Raw genomic sequence first — 26,852 nt, 5'->3', positions numbered from 1 at the left:
GCCGGTCCCCGCGTCGAACGGCCAAAAGCCGGAGCGGTGAAGAAGAATGCGGCACACCCGGTCGCCTCCGCCGGGCCGGCGGACAATCCCCGCGGCGCGGGCCGCACGCACGCGAGGACGGCCGTCTGCACGGCGGACGCCGCAGGCTGCCGCCGGGCGGCCGTGTCGCCGCGCCTCCGGCGTGAGCAGGGCCGATCCTTCCCCGGGCATACCTTTCGCCCCTCCCGGCCGACCGCAAGAACCTGAACTCCCGCAAGGGCGGTTAACTCGTTCAGGTGAATGGAGTCAACTGCGTCTTGTCACCCGATTGGGCGCGTGAGTCAATTAAGAATGTGAACCGGCGGGCCGCCCATCCCCGTGCCGGGGGAAGAATGAGGCGGGCATGTATATGCCGGATTCCCTCCCCATGCCTGCAGTGCACTCCTGAATGGGGGGCAAGGGGCTCTTCTTTTCCCGGTCTATGCAATGCGCATCACGCCGGACAGGCGCGAGAGGCTTGTGAGGCTCGTCGCGGTCATCGGCTGTTCCGCCGGTTCCTCGCACGTCCCACCCAACCAGCGAGGAGTGTTCCATGCCGATCTCTCCGAATCAGGGTTCCACGGGAGGCGGGACCCTGGTGACCATCACCGGCACGAACCTGGCCAACACCAGCGCCGTGATGTTCGGCAGCAAGCCCGCCACGAACGTCACCAACGTTTCGCCGACCCAGGTCACCGCGGTCTCCCCGTCGGGAACCGGGACCGTCGGCATCACCGTCAAGACCCCGGGCGGCACGAGCAATCCGGTGCCGTTCTTCTACGTCGGCGCCCCGTTCAAGTCGTCCCTGAGCGCGTCCTCGGGTCCGCTGGCCGGCGGCAACACCGTCACCGTCACGGGGACCGGCCTGTCGACCGCGACCAGTGTCTCCTTCGGCGCAGCAACCGCCACCCCCACGGTGGTCTCCGACAGCTCACTCGCCGTCACGGTTCCCGCGGGCGCGGCGGCAGGGCCGGTGTCGGTGAGCGTCACCACCGCCGGGGGGAGCAACAACGGGCTGACCTACGTCTACGTCGACGTCCCCACGATCGGAACCCTCAGCCCGACCTCGGGCCCGACCTCGGGCGGGACCGCGGTGACGGTCACCGGAACCAACCTGGACAGCACCGAATCGGTCACCTTCGACGGCGTCCCCGCACCGTTCGCCGTGATCAACTCCACCACGCTGTCGGTGGTCACCCCGCCCGGCACCGCGGGAGCGGTCGACGTGGTCGTGACCAACGCCGCCGGATCGGACACCGCAGCCGGTGCCTACACCTACGTGGCAGGCCCGGGCATCTGATCCCTCCCCCTGCGACAGGTTCGCGTCCTGCCCCGGTGCACAGGACCTGTCACGCGCCCGCCTGTGACGCGCCCGCCTGTGACGGCCCCACGGCCCCGCAGGCGGGCAGCGGTCGTCCCGGGGGCCGTTGCGGGCGGCGGACGGGGCCGCGGGGCGGGGACGGACAAGCAGCGGTCCCCGGGCCGGCGCGGTCACGTCACGGCGGTGGTGGTGCCGGCCGGCGAACCGTGCGTGCCGTGCGCGGGGATGCCCTGCCCGGCGGCCGCAAGAGGGCGCTTCCCCGGCAGCAGTGCGTGCAGCGGCGCGGTCCCGGCACGGGCACAACGGCGCCAGGAGCGGGCGCGGTTCATCCGCCGGCCCGGTCCGCGGCCAAACCGTCCGGGGACCTGGTCGGCCCGCCCCCGCGTCGGCCCGCCCCCCGGGTCCTCAGCCGATGATGATGTTGTTGTGGATGTCCCCGACCACGAAGCCGAGCAGCCCTCCGCAGGTGAGCAGGCACAGCCCGGGGGGCACGGTGGGGGTGACGGGCGCCGCCGAGACCGACACGGGTGCCGTGCCGCTGGAGGCGTCGCAGGATTCGTTGCCGTTGTAGGCAGCGGTGATCGTGTGCGTGCCGAGTGCCGTGAACGAGGCGGTGAACCGTGCCTGGCCGTTCGCCGCGACGGCCACCGTGCCCAGCAGGTCGGCGCCGTCGAAGAACGTCATCCCCAGACCGCCGCCCGGATCGGAGGCACAGGTGACCGTCGCGGTCAGCTCGACCGCAGCTCCGATCGAAGCCACCGCGGGAGCTGCAGTGACGCTCGTGGCCGACGGGGCGGCCGCCGCCGGGGAGGCAACGGCCATCACGGCCGCCACGGCCGCTGCTGTGACCCCTGCCCACCTGTCACGGGGACGTCTACGCATCACGAGTCAACTCCCTTTGTCCTGGTCCGTGCTGGATGTTTTCTGGATGACCTCACGCTAGGCGACCATGCGTGTTTATATCAGTACATATCATTAATCTTGGTCCAAGATGCGCCAACTGGGTCAAGAGCGGCGGTCCCGGGCCGCGGTGCCTGCAGGAACCGGCGGCGTCCGCGGCCACGGGCCGGCCGCGGACGCCGCGCACTGCTCCCTTCGAGGCAGCGGCAGGGACGCAGACGGAGGGAAAGCGAAGCTCCGACCCGCGTTCTTCCGTTCGGCGCCCGCCCTGCGGCCGGCTCCTGCGGTTGCGTGACCGGCGAAGTAAATGCTTGCTGGAGAGCAGCCACAGTGAACGCCTGAGTGTCCGACAAAGGAGTCATGATGCAGTCCCTGTCCGATGCGGTCCTCGCCGGTGCCGATGCTGCGGTCCTGGAGTCCCTTCCCCTGCCGGACTATTTCCCCGCGGCCGTGGTCCGAAAGGAAGACACCGACATCTTCCGGTCCGTGGAAGACAAGGACGTGCGCAAGTCCCTTCTCGTCGATCAGGTACCCATGCCGGAGCTGGCGCCCGACGAGGCACTGGTCGCTGTCATGGCGAGCTCCATCAACTACAACACGGTATGGACCGCTATGTTCGAGCCGGTTCCCACCTTCCAGTTCCTGCGGCAGCTGGGCAGGAACGGCGGTTGGGAGGCACGTCACGACCTCCCCTACCACGTCGTCGGTTCCGACGCTTCAGGAGTCGTCGTCCGCACGGGATCGTCCGTACGCAAGTGGAAAGTGGGCGACCACGTCGTGATTTCACCCGCCTACGTCGACGAACAGGACCATGACACCCATCGGGACGGGATGCTCGGTGAGGGACAGAAGGCCTGGGGCTTCGAGACCAACTTCGGCGGGCTGGCCCACTACGCCGTCGTACGGGCCAGCCAGCTGATGCCGAAACCCGCCGCTCTGAGCTGGGAGGAGGCGGCGGTCAACCCGCTGTGTGCGAGCACCGCCTACCGCATGCTGGTCAGCGAACGCGGCGCGCGGATGAAGCAGGGAGACGTCGTCCTCGTCTGGGGCGCGACGGGCGGCCTGGGCGCCTACGCCGTTCAGCTCGTCCTCAACGGCGGGGGCATCCCCGTGGGCGTCGTCAATTCCGCCGAGAAGGCGAGCGTACTGAGAACACTGGGCTGCGAAGCGGTCATCAACCGCACCGACATCGACGGGGGAGACCCCACACTTCTGCAGCGGCCGGAAGGCTGGAAGACAATGGGAAAGGCCATCCGCGCGGCTGTCGGAGAGGACCCGCACATCGTCTTCGAGCACGTCGGCCAGAAGACATTCGCCGCATCCGTCTTCCTCGCCCGGCGCGGAGGCACCATCATCACCTGCGGATCGAGCACAGGCTACGAACACCTCTACGACAACAGGTACCTCTGGATGCGCCTGAAGCGGATCATCGGCAGCCACGGCGCCAACCTCCACGAGCAGTGGGAGGTCAACCGGCTCCTCGCCCTGGGCCACCTGGTGCCCACCCTGTCCAGGACCTACCCGCTGAACGACGTCGCGGCCGCCGCGCGAAGCGTGCAGACCAACCAGCACATCGGCAAGGTGGGAGTGCTGTGCCTCGCGCCCCGGCCCGGGCTGGGTGTCACCGATCCGGGCGCACGGTCCCGGATCGACGACAAGCGGCTGCACGCCTTCCGCGGCTGACTACTCCCCCCGGCCGGCCGCCCCTGCGAGTCTCCTCACGAGATGCCGCGCGATGGCGGCCACATGCGGCGGATCGATGAGGGAGAGATGGTCGCCCTCCACCGGGACGATCTCCAGTGACGGGCACAGCGGCGCCCAGCCGAGATCCGCCTCCGACCTCAGATACCGCGGGTCCAGAGCAGTGGTCAGGGGCTGCGCCTGCTGGGCCCGGTACAGCACCACATGCGCGTCGGTGGGCCGCGGCGTGTAGCGCTCGCCGACTCTCGCGTCGATGTACGACGTCCGCTGGTGCTCCATGATTCCCGGGCTCATGTCGAGACCCACCTCGGCCACCAGGCGCATGACGACATCGATCTGCCGCTCGTCGGGGGTCGCCGCAAGCTCGTCGTAGGGCAGCTGCAGTTTCCTCCCGTAGGTCTTCTCGATGTACTCGGCAAATCGTCCGAACCGTTCGAGGAGCATCTCCTCGGAGTCGAGGTCGGGAAGCGCGGCCGGCAGGATCGTGTCGATGAGGCCGAGAAAGCCGACCTGCTCGCCCGCCTCGGCCAGTTGCCGGGCCGACTCGTAGGCGAGACAGCCACCGAACGACCAGCCGAGCAGCCGGTAGGGCCCGGCGGGCTGCAGCTCCCTGATGAGGCGGACGTAGTGCGCCGCCTTCTCCTCCATCGTGTCCACACCGTCGAGCCGCTCCATGCCGTACACGGCCTGGTCGGAGGGCAGGAGCTGAGTCAGCGGCCGGTAGACCGACGTCGGGCCGCCGGCCGGGTGGAAGGTGAACAGCGGGCGCCCGCCGGAGCCCGCGCAGGGGGGCCGCAGGACGGTGACGGGGGACCTGCCGGCCGGGTTGACCGCCGGCCGGATCAGCTCCGCCATGCCGGCCGGCGTCCGCGCCGCGAACAACGACTCCGCCGTGAGATCCAGGGGGGCTCCCGCCAGACGGCCGCGGATCGCCTCGAGGAGACTCCCGGCCCAGCGCCGGTCCCCGCCCGCCGAGGCGAAGTCGGTGAACACGTCTGCCGGGCGGGTGCCCAGTACTTCGGCCCAGGCCCCGGCCACCAGGCGCTCGGCGGCGTCCCGGGGCTGGATCGAGGACGGCAGCACGGGCAGCGAAGGCGCGCTCGCCTCTTGCACCGTCTCCTTCGCCGGTGCGCCGGGCGGTTGCCCCCCGTCCCGCTCGAGCCCGAGGCGTTCGAGGACGGCCTCGCCGATCTCCTCGAGCGACGCGCCCCGCAGCATGAGATCCGGCGGCAGATCGATGGCGAAGTCCTGCCGGGCGGCGTTGCGGACACGCACCGCCATCAGCGAATCGAGGCCGAGTTCGGGAAGCGGCACCGACCGGTCGATGTCCGCCGCACCCAAGCCCATGAGCGTGGCGGTCCGCTCGACCAGCCGTTGGTAGACCTTCCCGGCGGCACCGTCACCGAGCGCCCCGATGCCGTCGGGACCCACCCAGTCGTCCGCCGGGGCGCCGCCGTCCTGGAAGCAGTCCGCGAAGAACGGGATGTCGGACACCCCCGGAAACGCCCCCAGCACCCGTTCGGTGTCGAAGTGAGCCACACCCGTGTGCGTCCGATGGTGGACGACGAGGGTCTGCAGGGCGTCCAGCCCCTCGCTCATGGTCAGGGACCGCAGCGCCATGGCCCGGCCGGCGCGAACGCCACCGGTCTCGCTCCAGGGCCCCCACCCGATGGACACGGCCGGTTTCCCTTCGGCCCTGCGGCGCTGCGCCATGGCGTCCAGCCACGCGTTGGCGGCGGCGTAGGCCGACTGGCCGGGGGAGCCGAGCAGCGCGGCCGCCGAACTGTAGAACACCAGCCAGTCGATGTCGTGGCCGTCCAGCGCCTCCTCCAGGCGCAGTGCGCCGGTCACCTTCGGACGGAGCACGGTGTCGATGTCGTCGGCCTCGACGTCGGTGAGCATCCGGTCGTGGAGAAGGCCCGCGCAGTGGGCGACGCCGCGCAGCTCGTGGCCCTCGCCGAGCGCTGCCTCCACCAGACGCGGAGCCACCCCCGGGTCGGCGATGTCTCCCCGCACGACGGCGACCGAGGTCCCGTGGGCGAGCAGCTCACCGATGACCTCCTGGGCCTGCGGCGCGGGCGGCCGCCTGCCGTTGAGGACAAGCCGGCCCGCTCCTTGTCCGGCCAGGCGGCGAGCCGTCGCCAGCCCGAGCCCCGTGAGGCCACCCGTGACGATGTAGGCACCCTTCCGGCGGACGAAGGGGATCTCGTACTGCTGCGCCGTCAGCTCGGCGGGAGCGAGGCGGGCGACGAGCCTGCTCCCCGTCCTCCAGACGACCTCGTCCTCGGGGCTGTTGCCCAACAGCTCCTGAAGGAGTTCCTCGCCCGATCCGAGCGAGCCGTCGAGGTCCACCAGGCTTGCCCGCAAGGTGGGGTGCTCCAGAGCCAGCGCGCGTACCAGGCCGCGCAGACAGGCCAGGTTCGGCTCCCCCGTCTCTCCCGGGTTCACGGCCCGGGCCCGCTCGGTGACGATCCACAGCCGTGGCTGGCGCCCTCCGGGCACGCCGGACACGAGCCGTCGCGCGATCCTGACGGCCGTGTGCAGCGCACGGGCGTCGCCGGCACCGGCCGGCGGGCCGGTCAGCAGCAGCACCGCGGCCCGCCTGCCGTCCTGACCCGTACGCTCCAGCCAGTCCTCGAGACATCGTGCCGTGTCGGCGGAGGAGCTCGCACAGACCGCGGTCCGCACCCCCTTCCCGCGCAGCGCCGCGCCCAGAGCGGCCACCCCGCCGTCGCCGTCGCCGGCCGCGGGCCCGTCTGCCAGAAGAAGGACGCTGCCGAGCTCTTCGGGAAGCGGAACGGCAGACTTCTGCCACTGGATGTCGTAGCTGAGCGCTTCGAGCGGCCTGCGGATCTCGCCCGGGCCGGGGGAACGCAGTTCCACGCCCCGGGCGGTGATGCAGGTCCGCGTTCCGCGTGCCACGACGTCCCAGACCGGGTCCGCGTCCGGGCCGCTCCCGGCCCGCCCGGGCCCCGGTGCCGCCGGGAAAGCCTCGATGGTGACCGGCTCGGCAGCCGTGAGGTGCCGGATACGCAGACGGCGCACGGCGACAGGGACGGTGTGGGGGGACGCAGCGCCGAGCGGCGCCCCCGGTGCCGTGTCCGCCCCGCCCTGGGCCGGCGCGTACAGAAGCGCCGTGAGGAGGGCCTCGTACCCCGGCACAACCCCCTCGCCGGCCACGGCTGCGGCCTCGGTCTCGGCAGGGGCCCATCGGCCGACGACGACCGGCGGCGCATCCGCGCCCAAGACGTCCCCCCGCGCCGCCGGGGGGCGGGTGTCGACCTGCGCCGACGCGTGGCAGCGCCAGCTGCCGTCCGCGGCACGGGCGTTGACCGTGACGGCCGCACGCTCCCCGGCGGGTTCCCACACGACGGTGACGGGCGTGCTCGTGCCCAGGGGAAGCCACGCCTCGACGACGAGGTCGTCCAGGCACAGGTCCGTCACGGCGTCGTGCCCCTGGACCTCCACGGCAGCCGCCGTCACAAGGGCGGCGGCCGCGGCCAGGTTGAGCACCGGCTGTCCGTGGAGGGGACGTTCGAAGGCGTGCATGCCGCACGCACCGAGGTCGGTCTGCCACAGGACGGCGTCCGTCCGCGGATCGTCGGTGCGCACCCCGAGCAGGCTCCGGCCCGACACCCCGCGGGGACCCGCGGCACCCCCACGGCCGAACCAGTAGCGACCATGGCGCCAGGCCGGACTGGGGAGCGCGACGCGAGCACCCGCGGGCCACAGACGGCTCTCGTCCGCACCCGCCCCCGCGAAGTGCAGCCGGGTGAGCGCGGTGCGCAGGTCGACCGGTTCGTCCCCCCGCCTGTCCAGGGTGGGCACGACCACCGCGTGCGAGGCGCCCCGGGCCGCCTCGACGGTTTCCCGCACGGCGACAACAGCGATGGGATGGGGGGAGACCTCCACGAAGAGATCGAGGCCGTCCGCCACGGCGGCGTCGACGGCCTGCTGCAGACGTACCGGACGGCGGACGTTGGCGCACCAGTAGTCGGCGTCGGCGTGGACGGTGGCTCGCGGATCGTCGAGGACCGTGGTGTACCACGGCACCTCGGCCCGGCCCGGACGAAGCGCGCCCAGAGCCTCACGCAGCGCCGGTACGACGGCGTCCACTGCCGGGGAGTGTCCCGCTCCGCCCACGTCCAAAAGCCGGGCCAGCCGGCCCTCGGCGGCCAGTTCGTCGACCAGACGGCGCACCCCCTGGGCCGGGCCCGTCACCGTGCATCTGCGGGGAGAGGAGTGCACGGCGATCTCGACACCGGGGAACCGCACCAGGACCGACGCCCGTTCCTCGACGTCCAGTTCGACCGCCGCCATCGCGCCGGCGCCCCCGGTGTCGACGGCGGCCAGCTGCGCCGACCGCCGCAGAACGACGAGCAGACCGTCGGCCGCGCTGAGCGCACCGGCAGCGACCGCCGCGCTCACCTCCCCGACGGAGTGCCCGATCACGGCGGCCGGGTGCACGCCGTACGCCTCCAGGGTCCGGGCCAGCGCGAGGTGCATACCGAACAGCAGGGGCTGGACGTGGTCCACACCGGCGCCCGACGAACCGTCGAGCAGGCTCCGCAGGGAGTGACCGGTCGCCTCCGCGTAGACCGGGTCGAGGTCCCGCACCGCGGCGTCGAACAGTGCGTCCTCCTGCAGCAGGCGCCACCCCATCCCCCGCCACTGGGAGCCGTGACCCGAGAAGACGAAGACGGGCCGGCGGCTTTCCGACGCCCGCACCGCGGGCCGGTCGGTGCACGGTGCGACGATTCCCGGGCCGTCCTCCCCGCGGGCGACAGCCGCCAGCAGGCGGGCCGCCTCCTCATGGGTGCGTGCGGTGACGGCGGCACACGTGTGACCCCTGCGGTGGAGGGCGAGCGTGTGCGCGAGGTCCCTCAGGGGCGGCGCGTGGTCCGAAGCCGCCAGCCGGGCCAGCCCGGCGGCCGCGTCCGCGATGCGGTGTCCGGACCGCGACGACACGACCAGCACATGGGGGCTCCGGGACCCCGCCGTGACGTCTTCCGCCTCCGCGGACACCGCGCAGGGGGCGGCGGGTGCCGCCTCGAGCACGGCGTGGGCGTTGGTGCCCCCGAAACCGAAGGCCGACACCCCGGCCCGGGGAGGGTGCCCCTCCCGCTCGGGCCAGGCCGTGGGGGCCGAGACCACGCGCAGCCGGAGGCCGGTGAAGTCGATGTGCGGGTTGGGCGTGCGGAAGTGCAGATTCTGCGGGATCCGGCGGTGGTGCAGCGCGAGCACGGTCTTCATCAGGCCGACGATCCCCGCCGCCCCCTCGAGATGGCCCAGGTTGCTCTTCACCGAGCCGATGAGCAGCGGTTGACCGGCGGGCCTGCCCCGGCCCATGACGGCGCCGAGCGCGCCGGCCTCCATGGGATCGCCCAGGAGCGTGCCGGTCCCGTGCGTCTCGACGTAGTCGATGCTGCCGGCGTCGACGCGAGCACGGCCCAGGGCCCTGCGCAGGAGGTCCTCCTGCGCCGCCGGATTGGGTGCCATCAGGCCGGCCGAGCGGCCGTCGCTGTTGACCGCCGTGCCTTTGATGACGGCCAGGATCCGGTCACCGTCGCGCTGTGCGTCGGCGAGCCGCCTCAGGACGACGACCGCGCACCCTTCGCCCCGTGTGATGCCGTCCGCCGCCGCGTCGAACGGTTTGCACCGCCTGTCCGCCGCCAGCGCCCCGGCCTGCTCGAACGACGCCGTGACGGCCGGCAGCAGCAGCACGTTCGTCCCTGCCGCCAGAGCGGTGTCGCACTCGCCCCGGCTCAGACTCACGCACGCCTGGTGCACCGCTACCAGCGAGGACGAGCAGGCCGTGTCGACGGTCACACTCGGGCCGTGCAGGTCGAGCAGATAGGACAGCCGGTTGGCGGCGATGCTTCCCGCCGCACCGGTGCTGGTCCACGGAGTGAGGCGCAAGGGATCCGCCGTGGTGAGGTGGCCGTACTCGAGGGCACTGAGACCCACGAACACCCCGGTGTCGCTTCCCTCGACGCAATGAGCCGGCCGGCCGGCATGGTCCAGGGCTTCGCAGGCCACCTCCAGGAGCAGGCGCTGCTGCGGATCCATCACTTCCGCCTCACGCGGGGTGATGCCGAAGTAGTCCGCGTCGAAGGCCTCGACGTCGTCGAGAAAGGAACCCTCTCCCACGACCTCTTCGACGGACGTACCGAACAGAGCACCGGACCCGAACGCCCGCCGGCGCGTGGCGGGCACCGCACCGACGAAGTCCCTCCCCGCCACGAGCTGCTTCCAGAACGCCTCCGGGCCGCTCACCCCTCCCGGCAGCCGGCAGCCGAGGCCGATCACAGCGACGGGGTGCGCCTCCCGGGAGGGCCCGCCGGGAGAGCCGCCGTCATCGGCAACGGCAGCCGCAAGAGCGAGGGGATCACGTCCCTGCGACTGCCGTTCGTCTTCGCGCCGCTCTTCCCACGACACGTCCTCGACCGCGCCCAGCCGCCGCACGAGCTGCTCGATCGTCCGGGTCTCCCACAACAGTGTGGCGGGCAGCGACACATCCAGTACGTGTTCCAGCCGGCCCGCCACAGAGACGGCAGCACGCGACGTCAGCCCGTAGTCCACGAGAGGACGGAGATCGTCGATCTCCTCCTCCGGCACCCCGCAGGCATCAGTGATGAGCTGGCGCAGAACTGCCCGCAGTTCACCGGGCGGGACCGGCCGCCGCCCGGATGCCCCGGTTGCTTCCCTGTCCGCTTCCATCTGTCTCTCCTTGCCCGCGCTCTCGCGATGCCCCGGGGCGTACGCCTACGCCTCGCTGGTGGTGGTCCAAGCGTTCGTCAGGTACTGCTCCCGGCATGCACTACGGGCCACCTTGCCGCTGGTCGTGTGAGGGATGCTGCCGGGCGCCACGAGAACGAAGTCGTGCACCGCCGCGCCGTGCCGAGCGGCGACCGCGCTGCGCACCGCACGCGTCACCTCCGCCGGCGCGATCCGCCCGGGGTCCACGTCCCGTCCGTGTTCCGCCACGACGACCAGCCGCTCGCCCTCGGGAGCGGACACGGCGAACGCGGCGACGTAGTGGGGGCGGATGACCGGATGCGCCTGGTGGACCGTCTCCTCGATGTCGTGCGGATAGTGGTTGGTCCCATCGATGATCACCAGGTCCTTCAGCCGTCCCGTGACGTAGAGCTGCTTGTCGTGCCACACCCCCAGGTCCCCGGTGCGCAGCCACGCCGTGCCGGCGTCCTCGCCCTCGACGACCGCGCCGAACGCGGCCGCGCTCTCCTGCTCACGGCCCCAGTAGCCGCGGCCGACATTGGGGCCGCGGAGCCAGATCTCACCGATCAGCCCGTCCTGGCGGCGCCGGCACGTCGCCGGATCGACGATCGCCGCCTCCTGACCGGTCGTGCGGCCGCATGCCACCACTTCGACGGCCGTCCCCTCCTCCGCGGTGTCGACGGCACGGGCGATCCCGCGCCCCAGAGCCTCCCTGTCGAAGGACGCGACGGTGGGTTCTTCCCCGACGGGCGAAGCACAGACGAACACGGTCGCCTCCGCCAGCCCGTACGAGGGACGCATGGTCGTACGCCTCATGCCCGCGGACGCGAACGCCGTCTGGAAACGCTCGAGCGTGCGAGCCGAGACGGGTTCGCTGCCGTTGACCATCGCCGCGACCGATCCCAGCGAGAGACCGGCGCGGTCCTTCTCGTCCATGCGCTGCAGACAGTAGTCGTAGGCGAAATTGGGCGCCGCGGTCAGCGCACCGGGGTACCGCGACAGCAACTGCAGCCAGCGTGCCGGCTGCTGGATGAACGCCAGCGGGTCCATGAGGACGGAGGGCAGATGACCGAGGACCGGCAGGGCGACGGCCAGCACGAGCCCCATGTCGTGGTAGAGCGGCAGCCATCCCACCGTGCAGTTGCGGCCTCGGCCCAGGTCGTACGCCTCGAGCGCCTGACGGGCGTTGGAGCACACATTGGCATGGGTGATCTCCACACCCGACGGAATACGGGTGGAGCCCGATGTGTATTGCAGGTATGCCACGCCGTGCGGATCGAGACCGTCGAACACGGAACCGGAACCCGCAGCGGAGTTCCGCAGATCCGTCTCCGTAACGATACGGCAGGCGGGGGCGATTCCCTGCTGCGCGCAGTACTCCAGGAGAGAAGAGCGCTGCTCTTCGACCGTCAGAAGAAGTGCGGGAGCCGCGTCCTTCAGAACCGCCGCGAGCTTCTCCTCATGTCCTGGCAGAGAAGGCAGGAACAGAGGCACGGCGATGGCACCCGAACACGCCGCCGCGAGGAAGCCGACCACGTATTCCAGGCTTTGCGGAGCAACGACCGCGACTCTCTCACCACTGGCACAGAATCTCCGAATTCCTGCCCCAGCGGTACGGACCCGTTCTTCGAGTTGCTTCCAGGTCAGCGAGGTGACCTCACCGGAGCCGGCCCCGTAGTCCACAAAGGTGACGGCTGTTTCGTCCGGGGTGAGAGCCGCGACATGGGCGAGATTGTGGCCGAGGGTTTCAGTCACCAGTGACGGCACGTGTTCACCAAACCTTCATTCAGCAGGCAAGAGTGGCGCGCTCTGCCCTGCCTTCGCGGGGTCCGGCTCCCAGCAGGGTCGTTGACGGGCCGCGCTTCGCCGGGGCATCGATGGCACAGCGAAACACGGAGATGTCGCATATTCCAGTGACACGCCGGTGCCGCACACGAAGGCCAGGCTGCGCAGTGGGACAGGCCTACAGTCCACACACATGATTTCTCCCCAAGCCGGGGTATCGCACCTCGGGAGGAAACCATGAGCCGGCTGCGCGTCCTCAGCGTCGTGTCGACTGCTGTTCTCTCCACATTTCTGACGGCCCTCGACGGCTCAATCGTGAACGTGGCCCTGCCGCAGATGCGTCACGAACTCGCACTGTCAGAAACAGACGTGAAATGGGTCGCCACCGCATATCCGCTGACGCTGGCCAGCCTTCTGCTGATGGCCGGGCAACTCACGGACACGAAGGGCCGGCGCTGGGCACTGCTCACCGGTGTGGCGGCCTTCACCCTGTCCTCGGTCTGCTGCGCCCTGTCGGCCACCGGAACGATGCTCGTCTGCTTCCGCGCCCTGCAGGGCGCCGGCGCCGCGTTCATCCTGCCGTCCTCGCTGGCCGTCATGACGCTCGACGTGCCGCCCCGGGTGCGCACCCTCGCGTTCGGCGCGACATCGGCCACGATGGCGTCCGCACTCGCCTTCGGACCCGTGATCTCCGGCGTGGTGACGCAGCAGCTCGGATGGGAGTGGCTCTTCACCCTGAACATTCCCCTCGGGCTGGCCGGCTTCGCCATCGGCGCCGCGGCGATTCCCGGAGCACCGCGGCGCACCGGGCGCGCCCGCCCCCGGCCGGCCGCCGCAGTCCCGCACCACATGATCGCACTGGCCTGCCTGTCCCTGGCCGCCCTCGCCTATTTCCTGATCCAGGGACCGAGCTACGGATTCACCAAGCCGTCGGTCATGCTCTCCGGGACCGTTGCCGCAACAGGCCTGCTGACGCTCCGCTGCATCAGACGGCCCGGGCGCAGCCCCGCCCTGGTCCTGCTGCTGCACCGGCGCGCTTTCGCGGGCGGAGTCGTCACCCAGCTCCTGTGGGGCCTGGGCGTGAGCGGGGTGTACTTCTACACCTCGCAGTTCCTGCAGAACAGCCTCGGGCTCAGCCCGACGAAAGCCGGCCTGACCTTCACCCCGGTGGTCTGCGCGCTGTTCGTCACCGCACCCTTCGTCGGCGCGCTCGCCCGGCGGTGGGGAGACGCCCGGGTCGCTTCCTCGGGTCTGCTGCTGGTTGCCGCAGGACTGCTGCTCGTCGCGGCGGGCAGCCGCAGAGGCACTCTGCTCGCCCTCCTTCCGGGGCTGACGACCGTGGGGACGGGCTCCGCACTGGCCCTGCCCCTGACCACCAGGGCGCTAGGGGCGTCTCCCGGCCACCTGTCGGGCTTCGCCGCGGGCCTCTTCAGCGCGGCACGGGAGCTGTCCGGTGTGTTCGGCATCGTGCTGGTGGGCGCGGTCGTCACCTTCGTCGAGAAGTCCTTCGCGGCCGGGGGAGCCGTGAACGGCCAGGCATTCGCGACGGGCTACCAGGCCGGCCTGTGCGTCGCCGCCGTGCTGGTGGGGGCCGGTGCACCAGTAGCGCTGTGGGCGCTGCGCAGCTCTCCCCGGGCGACGAGGAAGACACTCGTCGACTCCTGAAGCCCCCGCGCGAGCCGAGTGCCGCGACCGGACAGGTCCACCGGCCCGCGACGCCCGGCACGGCACCTCGCCGCGTAGTCTGCATCCCCCGAGAACATCCGGCACGCGGGCGACGCTTGGCCGTGCGATGCACCGCACCGGACGCCGCGAGCTTCCCGGCAAACCTTTCCGGTCACCGCACTAGGGAGCGTATTGCGTTGTGATCATTAGGTGGTCCGGGTGAGCTCTCTGAGCCAGATCATCGAGCCGCGGAGGTGAAGGCCGGCGAGGTAGCTGGCGGGTGTCTTGTCGTACCGCGTAGCGATGCCTCGCCAGGCCTTGAGCTTGTTGATCAGCCGCTCGACGGTGTTCCGCTCCTTGTAGAGATCAGCGTCGTGGCTGACTCGGCCGCCTCTGGAGCCCTTCTTCTGCCGGTTGGCGGCCTGGTCCCTCTTCTCCGGGACGACCGCCTTGATACGGCGTTTACGCAGGTGGGCGCGGTTGCCGCGGGACGAGTACGCCTTGTCCCCGGCGACTGCGCCCGGCCGGGTGCGGGGGCGGCCGGCAGGCCCACGCACCCGCACCTTCCCCAGCACGGGGATGAACTGCGGGCTGTCGGCGGCCTGGCCCGCGGTCAGGATGAAGGCCAGCGGGCGGCACTTCCGGTCGCCGGCGACATGGATCTTGCTGGTCTGCCCACCCCGGGAGCGTCCGAGGAGGGCGGCCTTCAGCCGGAGTTTGTGCCGACGCCGGATGCGCTGTCGCTCTTCCCGCTCGGGGTTGCTTTCGTTCCCCTGCCCGGTTTGTTCGTCGCAGTCACCCCCTTTGACCTGGCCTTCTCCGCTTCGGTGGCAGCCTTCTCCAAAGCGATGAGGACCTCCTCCTCCAGGTGCATGCCGGCCGCGTCGTGGTGGGCCCGGGCGGTGGTGGAGTCGATGCTGACCAGGGACAGGTCCACCTCACCGCGCTTCGCGGCTTCCGCGATCAGGCCCTCCAGCAGGGCCTCGAAGACTCCGGCATCACGCCACTGCCGGAAACGGTTGTGGACGGTCGACCAGGCGCCGAACTCTGTCGGCATCTCCCGCCACTGGCCGCCCGCCTTGAACCGCCAGATCACGCCCTCGAACTGCTGCCGCAGCCGCTCGGGGTACGGGCCGTACTCGCCAATCGGCAGGTACGGCTCGATGAACTCCCACTCCGCATCCGTCAGTTGCACGCGAGTCATCCAAGAAGGTCTACCAGTCCAGGCCCCGCCCCACGGACAGAACGAAGATTGATCACGACCCAATACGCTCCCTAGCGGCGGCACAGAGTCCGCTCCAGGACGCGGCAGGCACGGCCGGCGCCGTCCTCTGCCCGCAGCGCGTCGCCGAGCCGCTGCGCGCCATCCGCGTACACGGTGCTCCCCGTAAGTGCCGTCAGCCGCTGAGCAAGCTCCGAAGCGGTCAGGTCCCGGGCAGGCAGGGGGCGCGGGCCCGCCCCCAGCCGGTGGATGCGTGCGCCCCAGTACGGTTGGTCGCCGAAGAACGGGCAGGCCATGGAAGGCACACCGGCCCGAAGCGCCGTGAAGGCGGTACCCGCGCCCCCGTGATGGACGACCGCGGCCATCCTGGGAAACAGCCACTCGTGCGGAGTGTCGGAGACGACCAGCATGTCGTCCTCACTCGTCGCCGGATCGCCGGCGAGTACGCCGCGCAGCCCGGCCCGCCTGAGAGCCGCGCGGACGCTGCGGTCCGTGCGGTGCGGGTCGGGGGTTCGCATACTGCCGAATCCCACGTACACCGGTGGCGAGCCGGCACCGAGGAACGCGCGCAGCCGGTGCGGGGGAGTCCACCCGGGCCGCTCGAAGCTCCAGAAACCCGTGACGTGGACGTTCGGACCCCAGTCGGCCGGGCGCTCGACCACCGTCGGGCTGAAGGCACAGAGCACGGTGGCGCGGCGGCTGGCGCGGAGAGGGGACAGCAGGGGCATGGGCGGCAATCCCCTCTCCTCGGCACGCCAGCGATTGAGGTAACGGCGGGACAAGAGCCAGGTGCCGATGTCGACCACGTCGTAGCTGGCCCGGTTTCCGAGACTGCCCAGCGTTCTGGCGGGAACGAAAGGATGCGGGAAGGCCCCGGTGGGCTGGCTCGGCTGAAAATGCATCACCGCATGCGGCACACCGAGACTCTGGCTCAGATGAACACCGAACAGACCCAGCGTCGGGGCCAGGACGAGGTCGGCCCCCCGAGCACAGGCCTGGGCCTGCTCCAGGATCGTTTCGACACACGGCCGAAGCACCCGGTTCATCCTGCGGATGAAAGAAACCGGGCCTTTCCGGCCGGAAAGAAGTTCCTGTCCCGCAACGGATTCGATGACGGCCGCCGGGTCGACCGGCAGCGGATGGAACCGGACCCCGGCCTCCGCGGCCAGATCCTCGTAACGCATGCTGGCGAGCACGCGCACGGCAATCCCCTGACGGAGCAGCGCCTGCCCGAGCGCCAGACAGGGCTGAACGTCTCCCCGGGATCCGCCGGCGAAAATCATCACCGTTGGCTGCCCCATATCGATGACCTCTCCCCAAAGGGCGGTTCCAGCGGCCGTCTACTGGTCGAGAACCCGCGTCACCGTGGGCCAGACCGCGTGCAGTTCTCGCTGCCAGTACGGCCAGGAGTGGGTACCGGGCCGATAGATGTGCGTGGTGGTCGTCACGCCCGCCGACCGCAGCGCGGAGGCGAATCGCCTGGTCTGCTCGGGGAGCACCGTCTCGGCCACGGAACCGACGAGCAGGACGTCCAGCGGCCGCCCCGCGTCCAACGGGCCCACTGTTCCGTCACCCGTGGAGAGGTGAACGCGCGTCCCGCGGAACGCCCTGGTCATCGCGGCAGGGTTGTGGTCCTGCCAGACGCCGAAGTCGCGCACCGGATCGCCCCAGACGTCCTTGATGTCGATGCCGTCCCTCTGCGAACCCAGTTGCAGGGTGAGGCGCACCGACGGTTCGTTGAGGTCCACGTACGAGCTCATCGCAGCCACGTACCGGAACATCCCCCGATGCCGCCCCGCGTAGTTGAGGGCCCCGAACCCTCCCATGGAAAGCCCCATGATCGCACGGGCGGAACTGGCGCGATATTCCTTCTCCATGAGCCGAACGAGTTCTTTCGTGTGGAACGTCTCCCAGTTGTGCGTCCCTGCATGCCAGTCGCTGTAGTAACCGAATTTCCCGCCGTCGGGCATGACGACCAGCACATCAGACTTCCTGGCGAGTTCTTCGACGTCTGTCTCGCGAGTCCAGGACGTGTAATTGTCGTCCCCGCCGTGCAGCATGTAAAGGACAGGGAATTTCGCTTCCTTTTCCGAGTTCCAATTCTTGGGCAGGATGACTCTGACCGGGATGGAGGAATGCATCGCAGGCGAGTGAACCATGATGTCCTGCGTGCGTTCATCGATCTGCTTGACCGACGCAATGCTCGCATCGCCGTCCGCGGCCCGTGGCGCATTGCCCGGGCCGTGCGCGTGGGCAGGAACCACCGCAGCGACCAAAGAGGCGACGACGGCCAGCACGGAGGCGAAACAACGCACGACGCCGGATGCAGGGGACGACCAGGATGTGACGGTGAATGACATCGAGTCGAGGGCTCCTTGCCGGGGAGGGTCGCCAGGGCGACGCTCTGCTGCTTCCTTGACAGAGCCCCCGCACATGGACGCACCCACCATGCCGAAACGGGCAATCGACTACCATCTGACACACCGCACGGGCACGGAAATCAACCTCCCACCACGCTGTGAGCACCTCCAGCACGGCACGGGTATCGCCACGGGCACCCAGCATGCCCTCGGCCACCTCCACGGGCGTCGGCCCGCACTCCTGCGGGGTGCACGATGATTCCGACCACGGCACTGCCTACCGGGCGCGGCTGTCGGCCCGCGTCGATGAGCCGGTCCTGTCCGACGACCCGATCCCGCGCCAGGACCCGGATCTGCCCGACTCCTGGTGGCAAGCGCCCGCAGGGACACTGCAGAAGCGCTCGGCTACCAGCACCGACCGCGTCACCGTGCGCGAGCACTACCCGAACCGCGCCATCCCCGAGTTCGTGGGCCTCCCGGCCCCGGCCGTGCCCTGCCGGACCACAGCCCACGCCGACCCGCACCGGGCGAACCCCACCGCATCACCCCTGCGGCTGCTCGACCGGGAAGGACGGGACCAAGCCCCCAGGGCTTCGACTGCGCCGCCCTCTACGCGTCCGCACTCCTCCAGCCGAACGCCACCGCCCGTGTCCGTACCGCCTTGCCCGTCCTGGGCAGCCCAGGCCGGCCTCGCCGCCGAAGCGACCGTGTGCGCCCAACTGCTCCAGACCGTCAGCCGCGGCGACAACTCGTCCTCGAGGACCGGCTCCGGAACCGGTCTGAGGACCCCCGCTGCCGACAGCCCCGAGCTCAGCCCGCCCACCCGATGTCACGGACCCCGATCGCACCGGCGTGCGGCATGAACGGGATCCAGCACCCCGCGGATCCCTCCGCGCGACCTCCACCAGTGCCATCACCTCCCGCCGTGCCCGGTCGTCCGGCAGCGGTGCCATGACCTCCACCGCGAGGTCCTCCACCACCACGCCGTACCGCATCCCGCACACCCCCGTGTGGCCGGTGCGGGCAGCAGAGTACGAAGGAACCGCCGGTCACGCTTGCGCCTGTGGATAACGTGAACCCGGGCCGCAGGGCAGCGAGGGGTACATGTACACCTACCGGTAGGGCGCGTGAGCGGGTGCGGTGGCCGTCCGTGGCGGACCGGCCGCGGGAGATCGTGAACGGGTACGCGCCGATGAAGCTCACGCTGCGCCAGGTCGCGTACCGCCTGGCCTCCGAGGGAACACTGCCGCACACGGCGCCGATGCACCGCCGTCTGTCCTTGCAGCCGGCCAAGGTCCGCGGGAGGGCCGGTTCCCCGACCTGATCGACACCGTCCCGGGAGATCCCCGTCCCGCCGGCCTGGACGGGCGCGGACGCGTTCCTCGCGGAGACGCCCGACGGGTTCCGCCTCGACCGCACCCAGGGCCAGGAGCACACCCTGTACGTGCCGGCGGAGAAGGACACCCTGCGCCGGCAGCTGACCGGCCGGCCCGCCGACACAGGTAACCCGGCCCTGGCGGTCCGCGCCTTCGGCTCGCAGGCGTACGCCGACGTCGTCCACGACCGCGGCACCGCCGGCCCGCGCACCGCCGCGCTCCTGGTGGTCGTTGACCCCGGCTGCTCGGGCGAGGTTCGCAGCGGACAGGCCGGCATGGGACTCCGCCGGTCGGCGGGGCGGAACCCGCCGGTGGGCGGGGCCGTTACCGAAGCCTGCCGGATAGCTCCCCGCCCGGCGGCGACGCGAGAGTCTCCAGATGCCACAGACACCAACGACACCGCAGGACACGTCAGTTCCGCAGGAGAACCCGCCTCCGCAGCCCCGGACCTCCCCCGGGCCCCCCGAGCCCCCCGAGTCCGCCGCGCCGGCCTCGCCCGGTCCCTCGACGGGACGCCTCGTCGGGGTGGACCTGGCCCGCGCGCTGGCGGTGTTCGGCATGTACATCGTGCACATCGGCCCCCCGCTGTCCGCCACGACGGGCGCCGCCAGCTGGATCCGGTACATGGCGGACGGTCACTCCTCGGTCCTGTTCGCCACCCTCGCCGGGTTCTCGCTGACGCTGATCGCCGGCCGCCGCGAGCCGAAGACCGGCCTGGCCGGCAGGCAGGCGAAGGTCCGCATCGCGATCCGCGCCGTGGTCCTGCTGGCGCTGGGCACCGTGATGGCGATGGAGTACGGGGGAGTGATCATCCTCGGCTTCTACGGCGTCTACTTCCTCCTCGCCCTGCCCCTGGTGCGCTTGAGTGCCAGGACCCTCGCCCTCGTCGCGGCCGCGTTCGCCCTGGCCGCACCGCAGCTGGCGTACCTCCTGACCTCGCTGCTGACCCCGTCGGTCCAGGAGAGCATCAACGCCTACGACCCGCTCCGCCACCTCAGCGAGGTCGGTGTCCTCGATCTGCTGCTCACCGGCTTCTACCCGGCACTCACGTGGATGTCGTTCGTGATCGCGGGCATGGCGCTGGGCCGCCTCGACCTGTCCTCCAGCACCGTTCACAAGCGCCTCGCCGCTCTCGGCGCCTCCCTCACCGCGGCCGCGTACGGCATGTCCCTGCTGCTCGCCGGATCGGGCGCGTTGAGGAGCACGGCGGAAGACGGGTCGTCGTCCGGCAGCTCCGGGGCGATGCCCTCCGCCGGCGGTTCGATGCCGCCCGACGGGGGGCCGTTCCCCGAGATGTCCGCGTCGTACCTGCTGAAGGCCGGGCCGCACAGCGGGACGACGTTCGACATCATCGGCAGCGTGGGCGTCGCGGTCCTCGTGATCGTGGGCGCGACGGTGGCGATGGACCGCCTGCCGCGACTGCGCCGCCTGGCCAAGCCGGTCATCGCCGTGGGCAGCATGTCCCTGACCGCCTACGTCGGCCACTTCCTCGCGCAGTCCGTACTGTCCGTGCCCGCCGGGACCGGCACCCAGCAGTCATGGGTGCCACTGATCATGTTCGTCCTCGGGGCGACCGTGTTCGCCGCGATCTGGTCCCGCTTCTTCCGCCGAGGCCCCCTGGAACACCTCCTCAACGCCGCCACCAAGCCGGCCGAGCACATCCGATGAGACCCGGCCGGGGCGGGACGCTCCCTCGCAACGAGCCGCCTCCCCGGCCGAAGGCCGATCGAGCCGGACTCGGTCCGCACGGCGGCACGGTGACAGACATGAGGAAGCGGCGGTGAGCGGCCGACTCCGATATGCCGAAGCAGGGCGGCAGAGCCCGCCGGGCACAGCCACTGACCAGCACGTAGATGATCGCCGCGAACAGCGTCTCATCAGGCGTGTCCTGCGGCCCGCCGCCCTGTGGCCGCACCCTCGACGGCGGGATCAGCGGCTTCGCGATCTCCCACAGGCCGTCCGGAACAATCCAGCTCCACGTACCCCGCCCCCTGCCCTGACCAGCGACCGCCTCGCCACGTAGGACACGGTCTTAGCTTGGAATTTATCCTCGTCGGGCTTGGTGTTCCTTGATCGATTCGGCGCGTTTGACTGTCTTTCCGACGTCGTGACGTGTGGCCCGGTGCTTGTTCCTCGAGCCGGGAGGCCGTCCCGGGCCTGGCTTGGACGGTTACGGCGCCGCCGCTGGGCGAGCGGTAGTCGGGCGGATGTTGCGAAACCCCCGCCCCACCCGGGCAGGGGTGAGGCGGCGGGGCTCGGCGGGCCGTTCCCAGGGGCGGCGGAGGTCCTCGGCCAGCGGCCGGGCAAGGCGGAGTTGGGTGTGGGCGGCGATGATGAGCCAGGTCCACAGGTCGGCGCTGTCGGCGTGGCGGATCTTCGGGGCGGTCCAGCCGAGCGTCTGCTTCAGGAGCCTGAAGGTGTGCTCCAGGTCGAATCTGCGGGAGGAACGACTGCCACCAGCGGTCCACATCCGCGCCGGTGGCAGCGGGGGCCGAGCACCACAGCCAGACCGGTTTCGGGTCCCGGTCGCCTGGCAGGCGCTCGACTTTCAGCCGCACCAACGTCCCGTGCAGGATGGGGAGTTCCTCCTCAGCGTCGTCCAGCCAGGGGGGCGCGGTGGGTGAGCCTTGGGTGCATCCGGTCCCATGCGATCGCCTCCGCGGTGCCGTAGCGGGTGGTGTCCGTGAGCGTGGTGACCTCGGGCTGATGCCAGCTCTCGGGCTTGGCGAAGGTGAGGACGCCACCGTGCCGACGCGGCCGTCCGCCCTTCGGCCCGGAGCGGGCGGGGCCGGGGTCGCGGAGCATGACGCGGTCCGAGCGCAGGCGTCCGACCAGGACAACCGGCAGGTCCGCCAGGGCGTGGGAGAGGTAGGCGACGTCGTAGCCGGAATCCATCATGATCAGGATCTTCGGGTCGCCCGGCTGCCAGTGTTCGGCCTGTGTCAACCGCTCGACGACATCATGCAGTTGGGCGGCGGTCACGGCGGTTGAGTCGTCGGCCGGCCCGAGGCGCACGGCGTCCAGCAGTGCGACCCAGGAGGTCCGGCCGGTCTCCAGGGCGGCGACGAAGGAGTACGGCCGGCCGGGAACGAGCTGGTCCGTCTTGCGGTCGCCGCGTCCGTAGATCTGGCAGAAGAGCCGGTCGTCGCTGGTGGGGGCGTCGGGGCGGAGCCAGTTGCTCCTGCTCGCCGGGGCCACCAGCATCAGACCACCACGACTCGCAATCTGCGAGATACATAAATAATTAAGGTGAAAACGACCTCTTACGTAGTACCCGTTTCTGATCCTCGGTGAACGTGCGGCCGGCTCAAAAATCAAACGAGGCAGTCGTATGTGTTTCCGAAGAGGGCGTATGAATGTGGGCCTTGCCCTTGATACTGGGGGCATGGGATTCGCCGTCTTCATGACCCTGCCTGGACTGGTCATCGTGCTGACCGTTCTGGCCTTCGCTGACCAGCTGCTTCTGCGAGCCGGGCGAGCCGGGCTGCTGCCCTGGCGGAACAGCGCCAGACAGGGGCAGATCTCAGCAACCGGCTTCGAGCAGCTTCATGCGAGCTTCTCGCCGGGCAAACAGAGCGAACTGAAGGAGCGCCAGTCGGCGCTCATTCTGAGGGACGACGAGGAGGACGGAGCGCCGCCGAACCGGACCATGGTGGATCTGGAGGGCGGAACAGCGGTCATTCGGATGTCTCCTCCAGTTGGTCGGTAGGGCGAGCGCCAGCCGCCGTCGAACGTGCTCAGCCTGCGGTGGCACCCTGTGTTCGGACAGTCCGTAGAAGTGACACCGGCTATTTTGGCCGTGCCTCCGCCAGGAACCGTCACGTCGAAGGAGATGGCTGCCGATGCGCCGACGCACTCGCCGTCTGCGAAGGTCGCGATCGGGTGGAAAGACTCGTCCTTGACGTCGGCTTCTGCCCCCTCCTCTAACTGCTCGGCGGTCGCCGGAGTGTGCTGCGGGGCCACGGCTCCGGACCACCGTGCCAGGCGGCATCAGACCGGGGCCATTCAACAACCTCGGACCACCGTTTTCTGACATCCTCCGGGGCCATGACCGCCCTCGAACCGGCCCCCGATCCGGACCTCCTCGTCGCCGAACCCCTCGTCCGCACCGAGATCAAGATCGGGTACGCCCGGGTCTCGACCGGCGGGCGCGGCAGTTCTCAGGCGCCTGGAGCGTCGAGGAAGGCCAGTGCCTTGGCCACGAAGTCATCGTGGTACTGGAAGATCCCTCCGTGCCCTGCGTCGGGGTAGAGCGGGACGAGTTGGCTGTGGGGCAGGCGTGCGGCCAGGTCGGTGGTGTTGTGGCTCGGCACCATCCGGTCGCGTTCACCGTTCGCGAGGAGGACCGGCTGGCGGATTGCCGAGAGGTCGGACGGGGTCTGGAGGCCCCATCGGTGGACGGCCTTGAGTTGGGCGAGGAACGAGGGCGGGGCGATGGGTTTGTCGCGGTTGTCGGTACGTTCCGTCAGTCGTTGCAGGAAGGCGCGGCCGGCGCGTCGGCCGTGGGCGGTGTCGGTGAAGAAGAGGTACTGCTTCGGGTCCTGGCGGGTCAGGGCTCCTTTGAGTGCGGCGCGGAGCGTGATCGCCGTGACTTTGTCGATGCCCTGGCCGCCGGCGGGGCCGGTGCCCGCGAGGATGAGCTTGCGGACCAGGTGCGGCTGCTCGGCCGCGATGACCTGTGCGACGAAGCCGCCCAGCGAGAAACCGAACAGGTCGACCAGGTCGAGCCCGAGGGCGTTGATGAACATGGCTGCGTCGTGGGCCATGTCCTCGACCGTGCGGGGTGTGGTGCCGCCTGAGCCGCCGACTCCGCGGTTGTCGAAGGCGATGACGCGGCGGCGGGCGGCGATTCCGTCGACGACGCGCGGGTCCCAGTTGTCCAGGACCGCTGCCAGGTGGTTCAGGAGGATCAGTGGTACGCCGTCCTCGGGGCCGAGCTCCCGGTAGACGAAGTCGACATCGCGGACGGACACCGAGCGTGTCGGCGCGTCCTTGTACGAAGACGACGACGGCGGACGGGACAGGGGTGTTCCTGGTGCATTCATGACGGGGGCTTTCTGTGTGCTGTCGAAGGCTGTGGTTCGCTCGTTGGCCCGGGAGGGGCGTCGGCCTCTGGGGCGGGGCCCGGTGGCGGAAAGGATGTGCCCCTTCCGTCGGGCCCCGCGGGCAGTGGACGCGACGGCGGTCTCCTGGCCGTTGTCTGCTGGGTGGATCAGGGTGGCGAGGCGGGCCCGCGACCGCGGGGTCCACGGGCCGGTCACCGTGGACGAGCGGGTGAGGGCCGCCGCCCCGGTGGGCTCAGCTGAGGGCGTGCGTCTGGGACAGCCCCTGCTTGACCTGCCGGGTGACGTCGTCAGCGAGGATCTCGGGCAGGCCCGCTTCGATGCCGTCCAGGGCCTGGGCGGCGACGTCGGCCGGGTCCGCCTTGTCCGCCGTGGGCATACCGGCGGTCATGTCGGTGTCCATCAGGCCGACGTGCAGCGCGGAGACGGTGATACCGCGGGGTGCCAGCTCCTCGCGGACGGCATTGCTCATCGCCCAGGCTGCGGCCTTGGACGCCGCGTAGGAGCCGGCCTGGGCCGGGTGCCACCAGGAGATCACGGAGAGGATGTTCAGGACGGCTCCGCCGCCGTTGGCCTCGATGACCGGGGCGAACTCGCGGGTGACGGCGAGCGGCCCGTGGAAGTTGGTGCCCATCTCCGCGCGGACGGCCGCCAGGTCGCCGGCGATCAGCGGGGTGCCGAGGGAGATACCGGCATTGTTGATCAGCAGCGTCGCATCGGACGCAACACGGGCGGCCTCCCGGATCGTGGCCTCGTCCGTGACGTCGAGCCGCAGCGGCGTGACACCGTCCAGGTCCACGGTCTCCGGCCGGCGGGCAGCGGCGTACACCTTCGCCCCGCGCTGCACGAGCTGCTCGGCCAGGCGGCGTCCCAGCCCACGGTTGGCGCCGGTCACCACAGCGGTCGCACCCTTGAGTTCCATGATCCATCACTTCCGGTAGGTCAGGGGCCGCACCGGCGACCCCGCGAATAGATTACATATGTAATCTAAAATCGAGCCTACTATAGATGACGAGTGGCATCTATTTGGGAGGTGGGCGATGGGCCGGGTATCGCAGGCGCAGGCGGAAGAGAACCGGCGCCGCGTCGTCGAGACCGCGTCGCGACTCTTCAAGGAGCAGGGGGGCCAGATCAGCGTCGCGGACGTGATGAAGGCGGCCGGACTGACTCACGGCGGCTTCTACAAGCAGTTCGCCTCCAAGGAAGCGCTCTTCGACGAGGCCACCACGCACGCTTTCGCAGCCTCGGTCGGAGGCGCTGCGACCGAGGCTGCCTCTCCTGAGGCCGAGATCGACGCGTATCTGTCCACCGGGCACCGCGACGACGTGGCCGGCGGTTGTCCTGTGGCAGCCCTCGCAGCCGACATCGCGCGCGGCCAGGGCGGTCCCGCGGCGCAGCGCAAGTACAGCGAAGGCGTCAGCGAGATGGCACAGCGTCTCGCCACGGACCAGGACGACGGCCTCAGCCGGCTGTGCACCATGGTCGGCGCACTCGTCCTCGCGCGCGCCACCAGGGGCGAACCCGTCTCCGAGGAGATCCTCGCCACCGCCCGCAAGGTACTGGGCCGAGGCGACTGACGCCGGCGAAACGCTCAGCTCCCCGGAGTCGGGTGAGCCCCTGCGGAGGCCGGGCGGACTCGTCTCGACGGCGCTGGCCAGGCTCCCTGGGGAACAAGAGCAGCTCTGGGGGAACGTCCTGAGTGCGGGTGGGGAAATCCGGAGATCCTCATCGGCACCGACCACGACCACCCCGGCCCGAAGCCGGGACGCAACCGCGCCGAACTGGTCTGCGGGCCGCTGGACGGACTGCTGCTCGACATCACCGGCTGGAGGCCGCAGGAGATCGACGACGGTGTCTCCCTCCTCACGGAGCTCGGGCAGTTCGGGTCCGGCGGGCGGGCGCTGTACCACCCGCGCCCCGGCGACCCGGCCCGGTGGGACTGGAGTGGCGACAGCCCCTGACGGCCCGCCACCCGGTCGGTGAAGACAGCGCATCCACGTTATGCAGACCTGCCGTCCGCGAACGGCCCGGCGTTGCGCCGGACCGGACGGTGGCCGGACCTCTGATCAGCGTCTCCGACGGCACCTCCCGGGCCCGGTGACACCACCCCCCAGGTCATGCCTTCGACAGGGGGCAACAGTCATGCCGGGCCCAGAGGCCAGCGGCCCCGTTGCGGAGCCGCGGAAAACATAACGGGGCAGGTGGCCGAGGGCTGTGGCGAGGGCGAGGGTCTCGGGGCAGGTGATCAGGTTGCGGCAGGTCAGTGTGGGGGAGGCGGGGCCTGGGGGGATGTGGGGGTTGGCGGTGGTGAGCCGGTGGAGGCGTGTGCGCCAGCGTTCGTGGAGATGTTGGTGGTGGTCGTACCGGCGTGAGATTGATCATGGTCGCCTGGCGCAGTGATCGGGTACCGCGAGGGCCGACCTGCTCGCCCTGGCCCCCGTCGACCGGCTCACGGTGGTCGGCACACCGTCGGCCGACGGCCAGGGACCCGACCCGGCCACCCCGGTGCTCACCCGGGACCAGGTACGACCCGAGTGGCGTGACGGACTGCTGACCCTCGCCCTGATCCCGGCCGCCGGCGGCACCCTGGCCCCCTTCGAAGTCCCCCGGCCCACACCCTGCTGCGCCGACCACACCTGACGGAGGCTCCGACCGGCGTGCGGTCAGAGCCTGCTGCCAGTGGATGTGAGGGAGTGTCACGCC

16 protein-coding genes and 4 pseudogenes are annotated in these 26,852 nt (G+C 70.5%); 9 read left to right on the top strand and 11 right to left on the bottom strand.

Annotated elements, in window-relative coordinates; translation table 11 throughout:
* Positions 1-571: 571 nt before the first annotated feature.
* Positions 572-1,318 carry an IPT/TIG domain-containing protein gene (locus U5640_RS00375; RefSeq protein ID WP_340373787.1) on the top strand — a complete coding sequence of 249 codons (747 nt, stop codon included), beginning with the start codon at positions 572-574 and terminating at the stop codon, positions 1,316-1,318.
* 191 nt (positions 1,319-1,509) lie between these two features.
* On the opposite strand, the gene U5640_RS00370 is transcribed toward U5640_RS00375, so the two are convergent.
* The gene (locus U5640_RS00370) at positions 1,510-1,668 is read right to left on the bottom strand and encodes a hypothetical protein (protein WP_340373786.1); all 159 of its coding nucleotides are present in this window, start codon (positions 1,666-1,668) and stop codon (positions 1,510-1,512) included.
* Between the two features lie 76 nt (positions 1,669-1,744).
* Complete coding sequence (locus tag U5640_RS00365) at positions 1,745-2,098, bottom strand: Ig-like domain-containing protein (RefSeq protein ID WP_340373785.1); 354 nt, start codon at positions 2,096-2,098, stop codon at positions 1,745-1,747.
* A 504-nt stretch (positions 2,099-2,602) separates the two neighbouring features.
* Here U5640_RS00365 and ccrA point away from each other — a divergent pair.
* Positions 2,603-3,922 (top strand): crotonyl-CoA carboxylase/reductase, encoded by a 1,320-nt coding sequence (gene ccrA, locus U5640_RS00360; RefSeq protein ID WP_340384848.1) that lies wholly within the window; start codon positions 2,603-2,605, stop codon positions 3,920-3,922.
* Here ccrA and U5640_RS00355 read toward each other — a convergent pair whose 3' ends face one another.
* The gene (locus U5640_RS00355) at positions 3,923-10,660 is read right to left on the bottom strand and encodes an SDR family NAD(P)-dependent oxidoreductase (protein ID WP_340373784.1); all 6,738 of its coding nucleotides are present in this window, start codon (positions 10,658-10,660) and stop codon (positions 3,923-3,925) included.
* 45 nt (positions 10,661-10,705) lie between these two features.
* Positions 10,706-12,361, bottom strand: a complete 1,656-nt coding sequence (locus tag U5640_RS00350) for a fatty acyl-AMP ligase (RefSeq protein ID WP_340384846.1) — start codon at positions 12,359-12,361, stop codon at positions 10,706-10,708.
* 339 nt (positions 12,362-12,700) lie between these two features.
* On the opposite strand from U5640_RS00350, the gene U5640_RS00345 reads away from it, so the two are divergent.
* On the top strand, positions 12,701-14,128 hold the full coding sequence (locus U5640_RS00345) for an MFS transporter (protein ID WP_340373783.1): 1,428 nt from the start codon (positions 12,701-12,703) through the stop codon (positions 14,126-14,128).
* Positions 14,129-14,334: 206 nt separating this feature from the next.
* On the opposite strand, the pseudogene U5640_RS00340 reads toward U5640_RS00345, so the two are convergent.
* The 3 genes and pseudogenes from U5640_RS00340 to U5640_RS00330 all read right to left on the bottom strand — a co-directional run bounded on the left by U5640_RS00340 (position 14,335) and on the right by U5640_RS00330 (position 17,710).
* A pseudogene (locus U5640_RS00340) lies at positions 14,335-15,332 on the bottom strand (IS5 family transposase).
* 71 nt (positions 15,333-15,403) lie between these two features.
* On the bottom strand, positions 15,404-16,651 hold the full coding sequence (locus U5640_RS00335) for a glycosyltransferase (RefSeq protein ID WP_340373782.1): 1,248 nt from the start codon (positions 16,649-16,651) through the stop codon (positions 15,404-15,406).
* A 39-nt stretch (positions 16,652-16,690) separates the two neighbouring features.
* Positions 16,691-17,710: an alpha/beta hydrolase family protein gene (locus U5640_RS00330; RefSeq protein WP_340373781.1), complete on the bottom strand. Its 1,020-nt coding sequence runs from the start codon at positions 17,708-17,710 to the stop codon at positions 16,691-16,693.
* 1,150 nt (positions 17,711-18,860) lie between these two features.
* Here U5640_RS00330 and U5640_RS00325 point away from each other — a divergent pair.
* Entirely contained in the window at positions 18,861-19,034 is a 174-nt protein-coding gene (locus tag U5640_RS00325) for a hypothetical protein (RefSeq protein ID WP_340373780.1), read from the top strand.
* Between the two features lie 430 nt (positions 19,035-19,464).
* On the top strand, positions 19,465-20,754 hold the full coding sequence (locus tag U5640_RS00320; protein ID WP_340373779.1) for a DUF418 domain-containing protein: 1,290 nt from the start codon (positions 19,465-19,467) through the stop codon (positions 20,752-20,754).
* A gap of 97 nt (positions 20,755-20,851) precedes the next feature.
* On the opposite strand, the pseudogene U5640_RS00315 reads toward U5640_RS00320, so the two are convergent.
* Together U5640_RS00315 and U5640_RS00310 are read right to left on the bottom strand one after the other, a co-directional pair.
* Positions 20,852-21,055, bottom strand: a pseudogene (locus tag U5640_RS00315) (transposase); the annotation flags it as partial.
* 75 nt (positions 21,056-21,130) lie between these two features.
* Positions 21,131-22,266 (bottom strand): annotated as a pseudogene (locus U5640_RS00310) (transposase); the annotation flags it as partial.
* 205 nt (positions 22,267-22,471) lie between these two features.
* Between U5640_RS00310 and U5640_RS00305 the strand changes: the two are divergent.
* Positions 22,472-22,795, top strand: a complete 324-nt coding sequence (locus tag U5640_RS00305) for a DUF6191 domain-containing protein (protein WP_340373778.1) — start codon at positions 22,472-22,474, stop codon at positions 22,793-22,795.
* A 451-nt stretch (positions 22,796-23,246) separates the two neighbouring features.
* Here the strand turns inward: U5640_RS00305 and U5640_RS00300 are convergent, their stop codons facing one another.
* Entirely contained in the window at positions 23,247-24,131 is an 885-nt protein-coding gene (locus U5640_RS00300) for an alpha/beta hydrolase (protein ID WP_340373777.1), read from the bottom strand.
* Between the two features lie 253 nt (positions 24,132-24,384).
* Positions 24,385-25,071, bottom strand: a complete 687-nt coding sequence (locus U5640_RS00295; protein ID WP_340373776.1) for an SDR family oxidoreductase — start codon at positions 25,069-25,071, stop codon at positions 24,385-24,387.
* Positions 25,072-25,189: 118 nt separating this feature from the next.
* Here U5640_RS00295 and U5640_RS00290 point away from each other — a divergent pair, with 118 nt between their 5' ends.
* From U5640_RS00290 to U5640_RS00280, 3 genes and pseudogenes are all read left to right on the top strand, one after another.
* Positions 25,190-25,726 carry a TetR family transcriptional regulator gene (locus tag U5640_RS00290; protein ID WP_340373775.1) on the top strand — a complete coding sequence of 179 codons (537 nt, stop codon included), beginning with the start codon at positions 25,190-25,192 and terminating at the stop codon, positions 25,724-25,726.
* 144 nt (positions 25,727-25,870) lie between these two features.
* Complete coding sequence (locus tag U5640_RS00285) at positions 25,871-26,110, top strand: hypothetical protein (RefSeq protein ID WP_340384844.1); 240 nt, start codon at positions 25,871-25,873, stop codon at positions 26,108-26,110.
* Between the two features lie 439 nt (positions 26,111-26,549).
* A pseudogene (locus U5640_RS00280) lies at positions 26,550-26,789 on the top strand (hypothetical protein); the annotation flags it as partial.
* Positions 26,790-26,852 lie beyond the last annotated feature (63 nt).

The organism is Streptomyces sp. SS7, from assembly GCF_037993025.1.
Classification (GTDB): domain Bacteria; phylum Actinomycetota; class Actinomycetes; order Streptomycetales; family Streptomycetaceae; genus Streptomyces.
The sequence above is the reverse complement of the archived record's forward strand: the minus strand, read 5'-3'. Positions and strand labels throughout refer to the sequence as shown.